The organism is Pseudomonas kielensis, from assembly GCF_014236655.1.
Taxonomy (GTDB): Bacteria; Pseudomonadota; Gammaproteobacteria; order Pseudomonadales; family Pseudomonadaceae; genus Aquipseudomonas; species Aquipseudomonas kielensis.
This window is the reverse complement of the sequence record NZ_JACMYG010000007.1, coordinates 90,585-107,279: the sequence shown is the minus strand read 5'-3', so window position 1 is coordinate 107,279 and position 16,695 is coordinate 90,585. Positions and strand designations below refer to the sequence as shown.

13 protein-coding genes are annotated in these 16,695 nt (G+C 61.8%); 5 read left to right on the top strand and 8 right to left on the bottom strand.

The annotated features are described in order from the left end of the window. Positions 1-64: 64 nt before the first annotated feature. Both H7995_RS09340 and H7995_RS09335 read left to right on the top strand, forming a co-directional pair. Positions 65-1,489, top strand: a complete 1,425-nt coding sequence (locus H7995_RS09340; protein WP_166588609.1) for a gamma-aminobutyraldehyde dehydrogenase — start codon at positions 65-67, stop codon at positions 1,487-1,489. Between the two features lie 193 nt (positions 1,490-1,682). Beyond that, a complete protein-coding gene (locus H7995_RS09335) occupies positions 1,683-3,545 on the top strand; it encodes an NAD(P)-binding protein (RefSeq protein ID WP_185818267.1) in 1,863 nt (620 codons plus the stop codon). A gap of 54 nt (positions 3,546-3,599) precedes the next feature. On the opposite strand, the gene H7995_RS09330 is transcribed toward H7995_RS09335, so the two are convergent. Next, positions 3,600-3,785 (bottom strand): hypothetical protein, encoded by a 186-nt coding sequence (locus H7995_RS09330; RefSeq protein WP_166588611.1) that lies wholly within the window; start codon positions 3,783-3,785, stop codon positions 3,600-3,602. Positions 3,786-4,179: 394 nt separating this feature from the next. On the opposite strand from H7995_RS09330, the gene H7995_RS09325 reads away from it, so the two are divergent. After that, on the top strand, positions 4,180-5,814 hold the full coding sequence (locus tag H7995_RS09325) for a glucan biosynthesis protein D (RefSeq protein WP_166588612.1): 1,635 nt from the start codon (positions 4,180-4,182) through the stop codon (positions 5,812-5,814). 82 nt (positions 5,815-5,896) lie between these two features. Here the strand turns inward: H7995_RS09325 and H7995_RS09320 are convergent, their stop codons facing one another. From H7995_RS09320 to H7995_RS09310, 3 genes are all read right to left on the bottom strand, one after another. After that, on the bottom strand, positions 5,897-7,003 hold the full coding sequence (locus tag H7995_RS09320; protein ID WP_185818266.1) for an NADH:flavin oxidoreductase/NADH oxidase: 1,107 nt from the start codon (positions 7,001-7,003) through the stop codon (positions 5,897-5,899). Between the two features lie 168 nt (positions 7,004-7,171). Further along, positions 7,172-8,881, bottom strand: coding sequence for a single-stranded-DNA-specific exonuclease RecJ (gene recJ / locus H7995_RS09315; protein ID WP_166588614.1), 1,710 nt, complete (start codon positions 8,879-8,881; stop codon positions 7,172-7,174). Positions 8,882-8,960: 79 nt separating this feature from the next. Further along, the gene (locus tag H7995_RS09310) at positions 8,961-9,503 is read right to left on the bottom strand and encodes a YaeQ family protein (protein ID WP_095166662.1); all 543 of its coding nucleotides are present in this window, start codon (positions 9,501-9,503) and stop codon (positions 8,961-8,963) included. Positions 9,504-9,652: 149 nt separating this feature from the next. Here H7995_RS09310 and H7995_RS09305 point away from each other — a divergent pair, with 149 nt between their 5' ends. Then, entirely contained in the window at positions 9,653-10,852 is a 1,200-nt protein-coding gene (locus tag H7995_RS09305; RefSeq protein WP_166588615.1) for a CaiB/BaiF CoA transferase family protein, read from the top strand. Continuing rightward, on the top strand, positions 10,806-11,759 hold the full coding sequence (locus tag H7995_RS09300) for a TIGR02285 family protein (RefSeq protein WP_166588616.1): 954 nt from the start codon (positions 10,806-10,808) through the stop codon (positions 11,757-11,759). Before H7995_RS09305 ends, H7995_RS09300 begins: the two co-directional genes overlap by 47 nt. A 168-nt stretch (positions 11,760-11,927) precedes the next feature. On the opposite strand, the gene H7995_RS09295 is transcribed toward H7995_RS09300, so the two are convergent. The 4 genes from H7995_RS09295 to H7995_RS09280 form a co-directional block, all read right to left on the bottom strand. Continuing rightward, positions 11,928-12,215: a DUF3509 domain-containing protein gene (locus tag H7995_RS09295; RefSeq protein WP_166588617.1), complete on the bottom strand. Its 288-nt coding sequence runs from the start codon at positions 12,213-12,215 to the stop codon at positions 11,928-11,930. Positions 12,216-12,382: 167 nt separating this feature from the next. Beyond that, a complete protein-coding gene (locus tag H7995_RS09290) occupies positions 12,383-13,744 on the bottom strand; it encodes a transporter substrate-binding domain-containing protein (RefSeq protein WP_185818265.1) in 1,362 nt (453 codons plus the stop codon). 110 nt (positions 13,745-13,854) lie between these two features. Continuing rightward, complete coding sequence (gene thrC, locus H7995_RS09285) at positions 13,855-15,264, bottom strand: threonine synthase (protein ID WP_166588619.1); 1,410 nt, start codon at positions 15,262-15,264, stop codon at positions 13,855-13,857. 104 nt (positions 15,265-15,368) lie between these two features. Then, a complete protein-coding gene (locus H7995_RS09280; protein WP_166588620.1) occupies positions 15,369-16,673 on the bottom strand; it encodes a homoserine dehydrogenase in 1,305 nt (434 codons plus the stop codon). Positions 16,674-16,695: the final 22 nt, after the last annotated feature.

Sequence of the window (16,695 nt, the reverse complement as noted above, 5' to 3'; positions counted from 1 at the left end):
CCTGCTCGCTCCTACAGTGATCCGGTTTCTGCAGAACAATAAAAGCGCCAAAGAGGACATGAACATGCAAACCAAACTGCTGATCAACGGCCAACTGGTGGAGGGCGAAGGCCCGGCCCAAGCCGTCTTCAACCCGTCGCTGGGCCGTGTACTGGTGCAGATCAACGAAGCCAGCGAAGCCCAGGTCGACGCCGCCGTACGCGCCGCCGATGCCGCCTTCGACAGTTGGTCGCAGACCCCGCCCAAGGACCGTTCGCTGTTGCTGCTCAAGCTGGCCGATGCCATCGAAGCCCACGGCGAAGAACTGGCCCGGCTGGAATCGGATAACTGCGGCAAGCCCCTGAGCGCGGCGTTGAACGACGAGATCCCGGCGATTGCCGATGTGTTCCGCTTCTTTGCCGGCGCCAGCCGTTGCATGAGCGGCATGGCCGGGGGTGAATACCTGCCGGGCCACACCTCGATGATCCGCCGCGACCCCGTCGGTGTGATTGCCTCCATCGCGCCGTGGAACTACCCGCTGATGATGGTCGCCTGGAAAATCGCTCCCGCCCTGGCGGCCGGTAATACCGTGGTGCTCAAGCCGTCGGAACAGACTCCGCTGACCGCCTTGCGCCTAGCCGAGCTGGCGTCGGATATTTTCCCGGCCGGTGTGCTCAACCTGGTATTCGGTCGCGGGCCAACGGTGGGCAGCCCACTGGTCACCCACCCGAAAGTACGCATGGTGTCGCTGACCGGTTCGATCGCCACTGGCTCGAACATCATTTCCAGCACCGCCGACAGCGTCAAGCGCATGCACATGGAACTGGGCGGCAAGGCGCCGGTGATCATCTTCGACGACGCCGACATCGACGCGGCCGTGGAAGGTATCCGCACGTTCGGCTTCTACAACGCCGGGCAAGACTGCACCGCGGCCTGCCGTATCTATGCCCAGGCCGGGATCTACGAGCAGTTCGTGGAGAAACTGGGTGCAGCGGTCAGTAGCATCAAATACGGCCTGCAGGATGATCCGGCCACCGAACTGGGCCCGCTGATCACTGCCCAGCATCGCGACCGCGTCGCCGGCTTTGTCGAGCGCGCCGTGGCGCAACCGCACATTCGCTTGATCACCGGCGGCAAGGCCGTGGAAGGCGAGGGTTTCTTCTTCGAGCCAACGGTACTGGCCGACGCCCAGCAGGACGACGAAATCGTCCGGCGTGAAGTGTTCGGGCCAGTGGTCTCGGTGACCCGTTTCGACGATGAGGCCCAGGTACTGGGCTGGGCCAACGATTCGGACTACGGGCTGGCATCTTCGCTGTGGACGGCCGACGTCGGCCGCGCCCACCGTCTCGCCGCGCGCTTGCAGTACGGCTGCACCTGGGTCAATACCCACTTCATGTTGGTCAGTGAAATGCCCCATGGTGGTCAGAAACTGTCTGGGTATGGCAAGGACATGTCAATGTACGGGCTGGAGGACTACACCACCGTGCGGCATGTAATGTTCAAGCATTAAGGTTCTAATGGCTTGAAGGCAGAGACCGGCAGTACGTTCCACCCAGGCGTCCCCCCAGGAACACTCTCCTGCGGTCCTGTTTGAGCCCTCCTGCCCGCCACGGCAGGCGATGCCTGGAAAGTCAGCCGGTCACGACCACGCCCTGACCCGTGCACGCGGCTCGGGGCGACTAAAAAACCACCAAGGATTGAACATGGAAATCACCCGCCGCGACTTCCTCAACGGCGTCGCCATCAGCATTGCCGCCGGAATGACCCCGCTGCAGCTGCTCCAGGCCGCCCCTGACGGCCGCTACTACCCACCCGCCCTCACCGGCCTGCGCGGCAGCCACGTCGGCTCCTTCGAACTGGCACACCAGATGGGCTGGGAGAAAAAAGTCTTCGACACCGACCCGCTGCCCATCAGCGAAGACTACGACCTGGTGGTCGTCGGCGGTGGCCTGAGCGGGTTGTCCGCCGCCTGGTTCTACCGCGAGAAACATCCCAAGGCACGCATCCTGATCCTGGAAAACCACGACGACTTCGGCGGCCACGCCAAGCGCAACGAGTTCTCCGCCGGCGGGCGGATGATCCTCGGCTATGGCGGCAGTGAAGCCTTCCAGTCGCCCAACCACCTCTACAGCAAGGAAGTGAATGGCCTGCTGAAGAAACTCGGGGTCGACATCAAGCGCTTTGAAAGCGCGTTCGATCGCCAGTTCTACCCGGGCCTGGGCCTGTCACGCGCGGTGTTCTTCGACAAGGAAAACTTCGGCGAAGACAAACTGGTGACCGGCGACCCGACCCCCATGGTGGCCGACGACATCGCCCCGGACCAGTTGCACGCCCGCCGCATTGAAGACTTCATCAACGACTTCCCCCTGCCGCAGGCCGACCGTGACGCGCTGATCGCCGTACACAGCGCCCCCAAGGACTACCTGGCAGGCCAATCCACCGAAGACAAAACCGCCCACCTGGAGCGCACCAGCTATCGCGACTTCCTGCTCAAGGACGTCGGACTTTCGGAACAGGCGGTGAAGTATTTCCAGAGCCGCACCAACGACTTCATGGCCCTGAGCATCGATGCCGTGGCAGCGTATGACGCCTACAACGTCGGCTTCCCAGGCTTCGCGGCAATGAACCTGGAGCCGATCAGCGAAGAAGCCCAGGCGGAAATGGAAGAGCCCTACATCTACCACTTCCCCGACGGCAACGCCTCGCTGGCCCGCTTGCTGGTGCGTAGCCTGATCCCGGCCGTGGCCCCCGGTCACACCATGGACGATATCGTCCTGGCCCCGTTCGACTACAGCAAACTCGACCAGGCAAAAACCCCGGTACGCATTCGCCTCAACAGCACCGCAGTCAGCGTGCGCAACGTCGGCAACGGGGTGAACATCGGTTACAGCCGAGGCGGACAACTAAGCCAGGTGCGTGGCAAACACTGCATCATGGCTTGCTACAACATGATGATTCCCTACCTGCTGCGCGACCTCTCGGCCGAACAATCCCACGCCCTGAGCCAGAACGTGAAATTCCCGCTGGTGTACACCAAGGTGGTGATCCGCAACTGGCAGTCGTTCCAGAAACTGGGGGTCCACGAAATCTATGCCGCGACCCAGCCCTACAGCCGGATCAAGCTCGACTACCCGGTGAGCATGGGCGGCTACGATCATCCCAAGGACCCGACACAGCCCATTGGCCTGCACATGGTTTATGTGCCCACCAGCCCCAACAGTGGCATGAACGCCCGCGACCAGGCCCGTGCCGGTCGCGGCCGGCTGTACGGACAGACGTTCGAGGTGCTCGAAGCGCAACTGCGCGATCAGTTGCAACGCATGCTCGGCCCGGGCGGCTTCAACCACCAGACCGATATCCTGGGCATCACCGTCAATCGCTGGTCACACGGCTACGCGTACTTCTCCAATAGCCTGTACGACGATTCCGACGAAAGTGAAAAGTTGATGAACCTGGCACGTCAGCCCGTGGGCAAGGTCAGCATCGCCAACTCCGACGCAGCCTGGAGTGCCTATGCCCATGCCGCGATCGATGAGGCGTACAGGGCGGTAGGTGAAGTGGGCTGAGGTCCTGCATCAGCGAACCGAGCGTCACCTGCATGGGTGACGCTCTCCCCTGCTTCAGAACCGCGACACACTGCGCATCGCCTCCACCAGATAGCGCATGGCGATCCGGTCACTCTCCGAGAGCTCGCGATAACGCTCCAGCAGTTTTATCTCCTCTGAACTCAACCGGCGCGATCGCCGCGAAAGGTTCATGCCTGCAAAACAACCCAGCCAACCGATAATGCCTTGCGCTCTAGCCATGGACGATGTCCCTCTGCATGTGATGAAACCCTGGTTACTCCATCGCCCTGCTGTTGCTTCAACCTGCGCCAACCCATGGGCAAGGGCCGGTCATGAACCTAAGAATAGAAACAAAAAATCCGTTGCGAGGTATTTTTAGAGTAATTAGTCAAAAAAATGAAAACGCTTATTTTAAACACTGCGTCGGACAGACGTTGAACCCCAACCGCGATCTCCCACGTCGCAGTTTTGCGCAAAGTGCAAGCCAATCAGTTTGCGAGTTATTTCGAACCCTTTAACTTGTTTGCCATCTGTTTAAACTCCCATGCGTTTGGCCGAAGGCTTGTCCGAACCTCTATTTCTGATCCGTAACGCAGCCAGGAACGCCGCGGGATCGTCCAAGACAGGTTGTCCTATGCACCGCAGGAATTTGCTCAAGGCCTCCATGGCCATCGCCGCCTACACCGGCCTCTCGGCCACCGGCCTGCTGGCTGCCCGTGCCTGGGCCGGCACGGCTGATGGTGAGGCGCAAGCCTTCGATTTCGAGGCGCTGAAGGTGCAGGCCAAACAACTGGCCAGCACCCGCTACGTGGACACCAAGCAAGTGCTGCCGCCGACATTGGCCAGCATGACGCCGCAGAACTTCAATGCCATTCAATACGATGCCAAGCATTCCCTGTGGAATGAACTGAACGGCCAGCTGGACGTGCAGTTTTTCCATGTCGGCATGGGCTTCAAGCAGCCAGTGCGCATGTACAGCGTCGACCCGAAAACCCGGCAGGCGCGAGAAGTGCACTTCCGCCCGGCGCTGTTCAACTACCAGAATTCCAAAGTCGATACGGCGCAGCTCAAGGGTGACCTGGGGTTCTCCGGGTTCAAGCTGTTCAAGGCCCCGGAGCTGGATCGGCACGACGTGGTGTCGTTCCTCGGCGCCAGCTACTTCCGCGCGGTGGACAACACCGGCCAGTACGGCTTGTCGGCCCGTGGCCTGGCCATCGACACCTACGGGAAAAAACGCGAAGAATTCCCTGATTTCACCAAGTTCTGGTTCGAAACCCCGGACAAGGACAGCACCCGGTTTGTGGTCTACGCCCTGCTCGACTCGCCGAGCGCCACGGGGGCCTACCGCTTCGACATCGATTGCCAGGCCACGCAGGTGGTGATGGCCGTCGATGCCCACGTCAACGCCCGCACCGCCATTGAACAACTGGGCATTGCACCGATGACCAGCATGTTCAGTTGCGGCACCCATGAGCGGCGCATGTGCGACACCATTCACCCGCAAATCCACGACTCGGACCGCCTCGCCATGTGGCGCGGCAACGGCGAGTGGATCTGCCGCCCGCTGAACAACCCGGCGACGTTGCAGTTCAACGCCTTCGCCGACAAGGACCCGAAAGGTTTCGGCCTGGTCCAGACCGACCACGAATTTGCCAGCTATCAGGACACCGTCGACTGGTACAGCAAGCGTCCAAGCCTGTGGGTCGAGCCGACCACCGCCTGGGGCGAGGGCTCCATCGACCTGCTGGAAATCCCGACCACGGGCGAAACTCTGGACAACATCGTGGCCTTCTGGACCCCGAAAAAGCCGGTGGCGGCGGGCGACTCCCTGAACTACGGGTACAAACTCTACTGGAGCGCCCTGCCCCCTGTTGGTACGCCATTGGCACGGGTCAATGCCACCCGTTCAGGCATGGGCGGTTTCACCGAAGGCTGGGCCCCGGGCGAGCATTATCCGAAGGTCTGGGCGCGGCGCTTTGCCGTCGACTTCAATGGCGGCGGACTGGATCGCCTGCCACCGGGCACCGGCATCGAGCCGGTGGTGACCGCCTCGAACGGTGAGGTCAAGGATTTCAACGTGCTGGTGCTCGACGACATCAAGGGCTACCGGATCACCTTCGACTGGTTCCCCACCAACGACAGCGTGGAGCCGGTCGAACTGCGCCTGTTCATCCGCACCCAGGACCGGACGCTGAGCGAGACCTGGCTGTACCAGTACTTCCCGCCAGCGCCGGACAAGCGCAACTATCCGGATTGGCCGGCAGCGTAAAATCCCTGCCTTGTAGGCCAGCCCCTACGTTTTGAACGGTCCCGTGTAGGGGCAGGTCGGCAAGCCTGCCCCTACACGTCGGTCAATCCCGCAGATCCGACTCATGGATTGGCTGATCGCGGTGAGTTGCCCGTTGGTACTGTGACGGCCAGATCGCCTTGCGTCCGCCCAGGTCGTCATCGGCGTGCAGCGGCCAGTAAGGGTCACGCAGCAGTTCACGGGCCAGCAGGATGATGTCGGCCTGACAGGTACGCAAAATGTGTTCGGCCTGGGCCGGCTCGGTAATCAGGCCTACGGTGCCGGTGGCAATCCCGGACTCCTTGCGTACCCGTTCGGCAAATCGCGTCTGATAACCCGGTCCTGTGGGGATCTCGGCATTTGCCGCGGTTCCGCCCGAGGACACATCGATCAGGTCGACCCCCAAGGCTTTCAGGCGCCGCGCCAGCTCCACGGTTTCGTCCGGATTCCAGCCGTCCTCCACCCAGTCAGTGGCCGATACCCGCACGAACAACGGCAATTCCTCCGGCCATACGGCACGCACCGCCTCGGTGACTTGCAGCACCAGGCGAATGCGGTTTTCGAACGAACCACCGTACTGGTCACGCCGCTGGTTACTCAGGGGCGAAAGAAACTGGTGCAGCAGGTAACCATGGGCCGCGTGCACCTCGACCACCTTGAAACCTGCCTCCAGCGCGCGCTTGGCGGCCTCGACAAACGCCTGGATGACTTCGCTGATCTGCGATTCGCTCAGTTGGGTGGGCTGGGTATGCTCCGGATCGAAGGCGATCGGCGAAGGACCGACCGGGGTCCAGCCGCCGTCGGCCGGCTTGACGCTGCCATGTTTGCCCAACCAGGGCCGATGAGTGCTGGCCTTGCGCCCGGCGTGCGCCAACTGGATGCCGGCCACCGCCCCTTGGGCGGTAATGAAGCGGGTGATGCGTTGCAGCGGTTCGATCTGCGCGTCGTTCCACAGGCCCAGGTCCTGGGCGGTGATGCGACCATCGGCGGTCACGGCGGTGGCTTCGGTGAACACCAGGCCGGCCCCGCCCACGGCGCGACTGCCGAGGTGTACGAGGTGCCAGTCATTGGCCAGTCCATTGACGCTGGAGTATTGGCACATCGGCGACACGGCGATGCGGTTGAGCAGGGTCAATTGACGAAGGGTATAGGGTTCAAGCAGCAGACTCATGGGGCACCTCTCGAATCAGTGGGCAGGCTCCAGGGTTCTGTTTGAATAGTCGACGAGTGACAGGAAAGGATGCGGCACCCGCCCCCGCGGGCAAAAAATGGACGATACGTCACAAGGCCAATCAAGCAGTGCTTAGAGCCTAGTCGACATCGGCGCAGCCAGCAGGGTTTAACGCGGTTCGATATGGGCAATCATCAACTGCACGGTTTCCTGGCCACGAAACTCGTTCACATCGAGCTTGTAGGCCAGTTCGACCCAGCGGATGGTCGGGTTCGGCCACACTTCGCGATCGATACCAAAGGCAATGCCGTCGAGTTTTACCGAACCGCATTCACTTTTCAGGACCACTTTGAGGTGCCGCTCACCCACCACCCGCTGCTCGACCAGTTGGAACACGCCATGAAACAGCGGCTCCGGGAAATGCTGCCCCCACGGGCCGGCGTGGCGCAAGGCGCGGGCCAGTTCCAGGTGGAACTCTTCTACGGCCAGGGTGCCGTCCGACAACAGCCTTCCGGTCAGGTCTTCTTCACGCAACTGGCGGCGCACTTCGGCGTCGAACGCCTGCGCGAACAGCGGAAAGTTCGCTTCTGGCAAGGTCAGGCCCGCAGCCATGGCGTGACCACCGTACTTGCTGATCAGGTCCGGGTGCTGCGCCGCGACCACGCTCAAGGCGTCGCGAATGTGGAAGCCCTGCACCGACCGCCCGGAGCCTTTGAGCATGCCGTCGCCCGCATCGGCGAAGGCAATGGTGGGACGGAAATAACGCTCTTTCATCCGCGAGGCGAGGATGCCGATCACCCCTTGGTGCCACTCCGGATCAAACAGGCACAAGCCGAACGGCATCGACTCCACCGGCAGGTCCTTGAGCTGGGCCAGTGCTTCACGCTGCATGCCCTGCTCGATGGATTTGCGGTCCTGGTTCATGCCGTCCAGTTGCGCGGCCATTTCCCGGGCCTGCTCGACGCTATCGGTGAGCAGGCACTCGATGCCCAGGCTCATGTCATCCAGGCGTCCTGCCGCGTTCAGGCGCGGGCCGAGGATGAAGCCCAGGTCGGTGGAGGTGATGCGCCCGTGGTCACGCTTGGCCACTTCGAGGATCGCCTTGATCCCAGGGCGTGCGCGCCCGGCGCGAATCCGCTCCAGGCCCTGGTGCACCAGGATCCGGTTGTTGGCATCCAGGGGCACCACGTCGGCCACGCTGCCCAGCGCTACCAGGTCCAGCAACTCACCGATGTTCGGTTGCGCCGTGCTGGCGTACCAGCCCAGGCTGCGCAGGCGTGCCCGCAATGCCATCAGCACGTAGAAAATCACCCCGACACCGGCCAGCGCCTTGCTCGGAAAGTTGCAGCCGGGCTGGTTCGGATTGACGATGGCATCAGCCAGCGGCAGTTCGTCGCCCGGCAAGTGGTGATCGGTGACCAGTACCTTGAGTCCAGCCTGTTTCGCCGCCGCCACGCCCTCGACGCTGGAAATACCGTTGTCCACGGTGATCAGCAGTTGCGGGGTGCGGGTCAACGCCACCTCGACGATTTCCGGGGTCAGGCCGTAGCCGTATTCAAAGCGGTTCGGCACCAGGTAATCGACATGGGCCGCCCCCAGCAGGCGCAACCCCAGCACCCCGACCGTACTGGCCGTCGCGCCGTCGGCATCGAAATCGCCGACGATCAGGATCCGCTGGCGCTGCTCCAACGCCACCACCAGCAGGTCGACTGCGGCCTCAATCCCCTTGAGCTGCTGAAACGGGATCAAGCGCGCCAGACTCTTGTCCAGCTCAGCCTCCGACTGCACCCCGCGCGCCGCGTACAAGCGGGTCAGCAGCGGCGGCAGATCACCGAGAAATGGCAGGGTGGCGGGAAGCTGGCGAGGTTCTATGCGCATGGGATGACAGTGGTTTCTCTTCAATTCACAGGTTAAATGCGGTGGCTACGGGCGAAGGCTCCCCCATCGACAGTCGGCCTTAGCCGCGCTCGCCTGCCAGCCATTGCAGCTGGACTTCATGCTGGCCACGGTCGTCGGTAACGAAGATCGTGCCTTCGCTGATCATCACGTCCCACTTGATGACACGGGGCATGTCCTTGGCCAGGGTCTCCAGGACTTCCTGGGGCACGGCGGCGATGTTGACGTTTTTCAGGTTCCTGATCGCCGGGATCACTTTGCCTTCCCAGACACGCAGGCTGCCGTAGGCCAGCAGGCTGGTGCGCTCGGTGCGACGCGAGCACCAGGTCAGGCGGTCGGCGTCTGGCTGGCCGACTTCGATCCAGTGCAGCACGCGATCATCCAGGCTTTTTTCCCACAGCGCCGGCTCATCCACGTCCGACAACCCGCGACCAAAAGACAACTGCTCGTTGTACCAGAAGGCATACGCCAGCAACCGCACGGTCATGCGCTCTTCGGTTTCCGAAGGGTGACGGGCGATGGTCTGCTTGACGTTCTCGTACACGCTGCGGTCGAGGTCGGTAAGGTTCAGTTCAAACTTGTAGGTCGTGGACGGCTGGGCCATGAACGGGCTTCTTGATACGAGGAAAGGCGGCAAGTCTAACCGATGCCGGGGCCATTCAACGAATCATGACGACCATCAAGCTTGGGCGATGATCGCCCGGCTATGATAAAAGGCTGCATTGACTCCGCTTTTGTCCTACAGGATCGCCCATGCCGCTTACTGCCAAACCGCTTTCCGGCCTGAAAGTCATCGAGCTCGGCACCTTGATCGCCGGGCCATTCGCCTCGCGCATCTGTGCCGAGTTCGGCGCCGATGTGACCAAGATCGAATCTCCGGATGGCGGTGACCCGTTACGCAAGTGGCGCAAACTCTACGAAGGCACCTCGCTGTGGTGGTTCGTCCAGGCACGTAACAAGAAGTCCCTGACCCTCAACCTCAAGCACCCCGACGGCCTGGCCATTCTGAAAAAGCTGCTGAGCGAAGCCGACATCCTCATCGAAAACTTCCGTCCCGGGGTGCTGGAGAAGCTCGGCCTGGGTTGGGATGTGCTGCATGCCTTGAATCCAAAACTGGTGATGGTGCGCTTGTCCGGCTTTGGCCAGACCGGCCCGATGAAGGACCAGCCCGGCTTTGGTGCGGTGGGTGAGTCCATGGGTGGCTTGCGCTACATCACCGGCTTCGAGGACCGTCCGCCGGTACGCACCGGAATTTCCATCGGTGACTCGATTGCCGCGCTGTGGGGGGTGATCGGCGCGCTCATGGCTCTGCGCCATCGCGAAGTCAATGGCGGCCAGGGGCAAGTGGTGGACGTGGCGCTGTACGAAGCGATCTTCGCCATGATGGAAAGCATGGTGCCGGAGTTCGATGTGTTCGGCTTTATCCGCGAGCGCACCGGCAACATCATGCCCGGCATCACACCCTCCTCCATTCACACCAGTGCCGACGGCAAGCATGTGCAGATCGGCGCCAATGGCGATGCGATCTTCAAGCGGTTCATGCAGACCATCGGCCGCGACGATCTGGCCGGCGACCCGATCCTGGCCAGCAACGATGGCCGCGACAGCCGCCGTGACGAGCTGTACGGGGTGATTGATCGGTGGGTCAGCTCGCTACCGCTGGATACCGTGATCGAACGCCTGAACGCCGCTGAGGTGCCCGCCAGTCGGATCTTCAGCGCCGAAGACATGTTCAGCGACCCGCAATTCCTCGCCCGGGAGATGTTCCTCCAGGCCAAGCTGCCCGACGGCAAGGCATTCAAGATGCCGGGCATCGTGCCCAAACTCTCGCAAACCCCCGGCAGCTGCGAGTGGGTGGGTGCCGAACTGGGCGAACACAACGCTCAGGTGCTGGGTGCCCTGGGGTATGACGCGGCACAGATCACGCGCCTGCGTGAAGATGGGGCGATCTAAGCTGAACAGACTGTCTGCACTGGGCCGGCCACTCCGCCGACAGCTGCGCCTGGCGCTGGTCGGCGCGGCCATGGCTGCCCTTGGGGCAATGCCGGCCGCCGCCTATGACAAGGGCACCCTGGTCTGGCTGCTGCGCGATTTGCCGCCGCTGACGATTCTCGAGGGGACACAGAAAAACCAGGGGGCGGTCGATCAGTTCATGCCGCTGTTGATCGCCAGCATGCCCGAGTACCAGCACAGCCTGATGCGGGTCAATCGCGCGCGCGCCATGCAAATGCTCCTGGAGCCAAGCTTCACCTGCGACCCTTCGCTGCTGTGGAACCCGCAACGGGCAAAACGCCTCGTCTATTCGATCCCGGCCTTTCGCATCCTCAGTAACGGCATCACCATCCGCCACAAGGACCGTGGCGCACTGGCGCCCTACATCATCGACAACCAGGTTGACCTGGGGTTACTGCTGGCGCGCGACAACAGCAAGCTCGGCGTGGTCGCCGAACGCAGTTACGGCCAGGTGGTCGATCGCATCCTGCAACAGGCGCCCGCCAGCAGCCTGTCGGCCCACTACGGCAACGACGCCCTGGGCAGCCTTCTGCAGATGCAGCGTGCGGGGCGCCTGGTGGCATTGCTGGGCTACTGGCCAGAAGTTCGCTATCAGGCGCAGCAACAGGGCATAGCGCCCGAGGAGCTGGAGTTCTACGGGATTCGTGGCGCGGACAAGTACCAGTCGATCCATATCGCCTGTTCGGATACGGCCCAGGGGCACCAGGCCATCAAAGCGATCAACGCCACGGTACTCAGGCTGCGGGACAATCGCTTGATCGAGTTTTATACACGGTGGCTCGACCCGCAGATACGCGAGGAATACCGGGAGGACACCCGACGTTTTTTCCAGGATCAGGCACCCTGAACAAACGCCAGACAAAAGAAACCCCGAGAAGTGGGGAGACGACTCGGGGTTAAACGTGGTCAACAAGGACCCGTACCACAAGCAACAAGCACCGGAGCACAATGCCTGCTCTTGTTGGTACAGGGTCTGACTGACGGGATGCCCGGAAGGTTCCCGAAAAAAACTCAATCAGTGGCCGAGCGTTACCGGCTTGTCTTGCGCGGCATTGCGCAAGGCTGCGATTACACAGGGTTGCAGCCGTCCTTCAGCAATCAGCACATCACGATGCAAGCCGTCGACCACGTCGGTGAGCTGGCGCTTGTCGCACAGTTGCGCCTGACTGAACTCACGCTCGACCACAATCGCGCCCACGGCATTCTTCAAGGTCACCAGGCACTCTCCAGAAACACCCGATGGGGTCAGCGTTACCTGGTAGGGGCTCAGTGCTTCACCCAACAATAGGCTGATACTTTCCATCTCGATCACCACTCAATAGTCCGAAACAAAGTGCCAAGGCGTGTTCACTGTAAATGACCACTGGCCCGAGAAGAAAGTTCTAGATCTCGACTGAAGGCATATCGCAACACCCTAGTTGGCAGAGCATGCCGGGAAAAGATGACAGGATAAAAACACCGCACCAAACCTCAGCGCGGCTCCTGCTGGCGCGGCCCACGGGGCGCGGTCCAGCCGCCAAGCACGCCACGCAGCACGCCGTTGGCGCTATAGAAGGGCACCGTCCACTGGTAGATGCAGCGGGTGCCGTTGTTGAACGTCAGCTGGCGTTCGATGAAACGACCTTTGCGGCTGCCCAGTTGCGCCATGAACTCAGCGTGCAGCAATTGGCCCGTGGCAGCCGGCAGCGTATCGACCTCGGTCAGGCGTTTGCCCTGGACCCGGTCAAAGCGCGTCGACAGGTACTCTTCATAGCTCTTGTTGCACTGGATCAGGCGCCCCTCCAGATCCCTGACGAACACCGGATCAGGCATGGCGTTGATCAGGCATTGTTCGAATGCCAACTGGTCGTTCAACGCCTCTTCGGCTTTGAGTCGGCACTCGACCTGGCGATTGAGCCGGCGATTCCACACCACCGAGAGCAGGCCGAACACGCCCGCGAACACGCCCCCCCAGCACGCCCATTGAATCAACCGCTGCCACGGCGATGGTGGCTGCACGGGCACCACGCCACTGAGCCACTTGGCGCGGATCGCGCGTAATTCGGCGGGAGGAAATGCCTCGAGTGCCTTGTTGAGGATGCTCAACAGTTGCGGCTGGCCCTTGCGCACGGCCAGATGGTCGGTCACCCAGTGGCCCTCGATGCTCGCACCAAGGGTCAGTCGTCCCGCCGGAAACTGATAGGTGCCATTTTCGTTCTCGATGGTGGCGTCGGCTTCGCCGCTCTCGACAAGGGCACGCGCCTCGGCGTAGGTTTTCACCGCGCGCAACTGGATCTGTGGGTAGTCGCGCCGGATAGCGGCTTCCAGGGCATGCCGGGCCGGCAATGCCAGGACCTTGCCTGAGAGCGCCTCCAGCGACTGCACAGGCTCGCCCGCTGCCAGCCCGACGAAGACCCAGCCCGACCCGCCAAAGGCGTGACTGAAGTCGAGGAAGCCCTTGCGCTCATCGTTCACTGCCAGCGTGCTGCTCATGTCCGCCTGCCCGCTTTCCAGCAAGCCCAGCAGATGCTCGGTGGAGAACGACTCCTGATGGACAAACTGCAAGCCCGTCATCCGCGAGAGTCGTCGCAGGATATCGTGGCTCAGGCCCGTCCACTGCCCCTGCTCGTCCTTGAACAGGTACAACGGATACTGCACCGAAGCGACGATCACCTGCGGGTTGCGGGCGATCCACTCCCGCTCCTGCGGGCTGAGCAGCAGCGGCCTGGCCGTCGCCACGCCCTGCGCTGCCGAGGCGTCCGGCGCCCTGGCCAGCCCTTCGCGGCCCAGCATCAGCACGCTGAACAAAACCAGCCAGCGCAAGGCTGGCGTCAACCGTCTCAAAAGCTGCATGCCCATGTCCTTCACATCCACTCACCCATCCCTGAGGGGCAGCAGTGTGACATGCAGAAATAAGAAAGCCCGTCAGGAGACGGGCTTCAAATGTGTCAGGTTTTTGCCGATCAGAGTGGCTTGCCGCGGTTGCCATGCTGACTGACAAAGGCCTGTACCGCTTTCAGGTCATTTGGCAAAACGGTGCAACGCTCATCTCGCTCAAACAAGTCAGAAAGATGGGCAGGCAGTTCAAGCGCTTTTCCTACACCGGCTTTTTCAACCGCCTCGGGGAACTTGACCGGGTGCGCCGTGCCGAGAATCACCATCGGGATATCCAGGCTGCGACGGCACTCGCGGGCCGCCTTGACGCCGATGGCGGTGTGCGGGTCCAGCAGCTCGCCGGTCTGGGCAAACACTTCGGCGATGGTCTCGCAAGTCTGCGCATCGTCCACGGCCAGGGAATCGAAGAGCTTGCGCGCTTCAGTCCAACGCTCCTGTTCGACGCTGAAACCCCCGCCCTGCTTGAAGTTGTCCATCAGGCCGGCGATTGCTGCGCCGTTACGCCCGTGCAGGTCGAACAGCAGGCGTTCGAAGTTCGACGAGACCATGATGTCCATCGACGGCGACAGGGTCGCGTGCAGGGTTTCCTTGACGTACTGATTGCCGCTCATGAAGCGGTGCAGGATGTCGTTGCGGTTGGTGGCGACGATCAACTGATTGATCGGCAGCCCCATGTTGCGGGCCAGGTAGCCGGCGAAAATATCACCGAAGTTGCCGGTCGGCACCGAGAACGACACCGAACGCGCCGGGCCACCCAACTGCAGGGCAGCGTGGAAGTAGTAGACGATCTGGGCCATGATCCGCGCCCAGTTGATCGAGTTCACCGCGACCAGGCGCGTGCCCTTGAGGAAGCTCTGGTCAGCGAAGCTGGCCTTGACCATTTCCTGGCAGTCATCGAAGTTGCCTTCGATGGCGATGTTATGGATGTTGTCGCCAAACAGCGTGGTCATCTGCCGACGCTGGACTTCCGAGACCCGGTTGTGCGGGTGCAGGATGAAGATGTCGACGTTTTCGCAGTGCTTGCAGCCTTCGATCGCCGCCGAGCCGGTATCACCCGATGTGGCACCGACAATGACCACACGCTCGCCACGTTTTTCCAACACGTAGTCAAGCAGGCGGCCGAGCAGTTGCAGGGCAAAGTCCTTGAACGCCAGGGTCGGGCCGTGGAACAGCTCCAGCACCCATTCGTTGCCATTGAGCTGACGCAAAGGCGCTACTGCGCTGTGGGAAAACGCGCCATAAGTGGCTTCAAGAATCTTTTTGAAATCGGCATCCGGAATGCTGCCGGCGACAAACGGGCGCATCACCCGGAACGCCAGCTCGTGGTACGGCAGGCCGGCCCAGGAAGCAATTTCTTCCTGGGTGAAACGTGGCAGGTTTTCCGGCACATACAGGCCGCCGTCGCTGGCCAGACCCGCCAGCAGAACGTCTTCGAAATTCAGGGCCGGTGCCTGGCCGCGAGTACTGATATAACGCATAGGGGCAAACCTTTGGTTTGGGCTTCAAGCGCCAAGCTGCACGCTACAGGGTAAAAACGCTCCGGCTTTAACCTGTAGCTTGCCGCTTGCCGCTTGCCGCTGAATTAATTCAAGTGTTCGACACGGATCCGTACCACCGGACCGTCCACACCTTGCAACGCTTCCAGGGCCGTAATGGCGTCGTTCATGTGCTGCTCCAGCACACGGTGCGTCAGCAGGATCATGGGCACCAGGCCGTCGTGTTCTTCGACTTCCTTTTGCATGATCGATTCGATGTTGATGCCCCGCTCCGACAGAATGCTCGCCACCTGGGCCAGCACGCCCGGATGGTCCTTGGCCTGGATGCGCAGGTAGTAGGCGCTCTCGCAGGCTTCGATCGGCAGGATCGGGTGGGCCGACAGAGAATCCGGCTGGAAAGCCAGGTGCGGGACGCGGTTTTCCGGGTCGCTGGTCATGGCGCGAACCACATCCACCAGGTCGGCGATTACCGACGAAGCGGTGGGCTCCATGCCGGCGCCAGCGCCGTAGAACAGGGTCGAACCGGCAGCATCGCCGTTGACCATCACCGCGTTCATCACCCCGTTGACGTTGGCCAGCAGGCGATCCGCCGGGATCAGGGTCGGGTGCACGCGCAGCTCGATGCCGCGAGAGGTGCTGCGAGCCACACCCAGGTGCTTGATCCGGTAGCCCAGGGCCTCGGCATAGTTCACGTCAGCGGTGGTCAGCTGGGTGATGCCTTCGGTGTAGGCCTTGTCGAATTGCAGCGGGATACCGAACGCAATGGACGCCAGGATGGTCAGCTTGTGCGCAGCATCGATGCCTTCGACGTCGAAAGTCGGATCGGCCTCGGCGTAACCCAGGGCCTGGGCTTCGACGAGCACATCTTCGAAGGTACGGCCCTTCTCGCGCATTTCGGTAAGGATGAAGTTGCCGGTGCCGTTGATGATCCCCGCGACCCAGTTGATCCGGTTGGCCGACAGGCCTTCGCGGATCGCCTTGATGACCGGGATGCCACCGGCTACCGCCGCTTCGAATGCCACGATCACGCCTTTCTCGCGCGCCTTGGCGAAAATCTCGTTACCGTGAACGGCGATCAGCGCCTTGTTCGCGGTAACCACATGTTTTCCGTTTTCGATCGCTTTGAGTACCAGCTCGCGGGCAACGGTATAGCCGCCCATCAGCTCTATGACGATGTCGATCTCAGGGTTCGTGGCCACTTCGAAGACATCGTTGGTAATCGTAATGCCGGTCGTCTGGAACTGAGGCTTTGGCGTGCGCATGGCAATTTGTGCCACTTCGATTCCACGCCCGGCACGACGAGCAATTTCCTCGGCGTTGCGCTGAAGTACGTTGAAGGTGCCGCCACCGACGGTACCTAACCCACAGATGCCTACTTTGACCGGATTCACTTTGAACTCCCCATAAAACGGC

Excerpts from the sequence above, each read along its gene's own strand:
- H7995_RS09310 (WP_095166662.1), bottom strand. The coding sequence starts at position 9,503 with ATGGCCCAGCCGTCCACGACCTACAAGTTTGAACTGAACCTTACCGAC.
- H7995_RS09325 (WP_166588612.1), top strand. The coding sequence starts at position 4,180 with ATGCACCGCAGGAATTTGCTCAAGGCCTCCATGGCCATCGCCGCCTAC.
- thrC (WP_166588619.1), bottom strand. The coding sequence starts at position 15,264 with ATGCGTTATATCAGTACTCGCGGCCAGGCACCGGCCCTGAATTTCGAA.
- recJ (WP_166588614.1), bottom strand. The coding sequence starts at position 8,881 with ATGCGCATAGAACCTCGCCAGCTTCCCGCCACCCTGCCATTTCTCGGT.
- H7995_RS09305 (WP_166588615.1), top strand. The coding sequence starts at position 9,653 with ATGCCGCTTACTGCCAAACCGCTTTCCGGCCTGAAAGTCATCGAGCTC.
- H7995_RS09320 (WP_185818266.1), bottom strand. The coding sequence starts at position 7,003 with ATGAGTCTGCTGCTTGAACCCTATACCCTTCGTCAATTGACCCTGCTC.
- H7995_RS09340 (WP_166588609.1), top strand. The coding sequence starts at position 65 with ATGCAAACCAAACTGCTGATCAACGGCCAACTGGTGGAGGGCGAAGGC.
- H7995_RS09300 (WP_166588616.1), top strand. The coding sequence starts at position 10,806 with ATGACGCGGCACAGATCACGCGCCTGCGTGAAGATGGGGCGATCTAAG.
- H7995_RS09335 (WP_185818267.1), top strand. The coding sequence starts at position 1,683 with ATGGAAATCACCCGCCGCGACTTCCTCAACGGCGTCGCCATCAGCATT.
- H7995_RS09330 (WP_166588611.1), bottom strand. The coding sequence starts at position 3,785 with ATGGCTAGAGCGCAAGGCATTATCGGTTGGCTGGGTTGTTTTGCAGGC.
- H7995_RS09290 (WP_185818265.1), bottom strand. The coding sequence starts at position 13,744 with ATGCAGCTTTTGAGACGGTTGACGCCAGCCTTGCGCTGGCTGGTTTTG.
- H7995_RS09295 (WP_166588617.1), bottom strand. The coding sequence starts at position 12,215 with ATGGAAAGTATCAGCCTATTGTTGGGTGAAGCACTGAGCCCCTACCAG.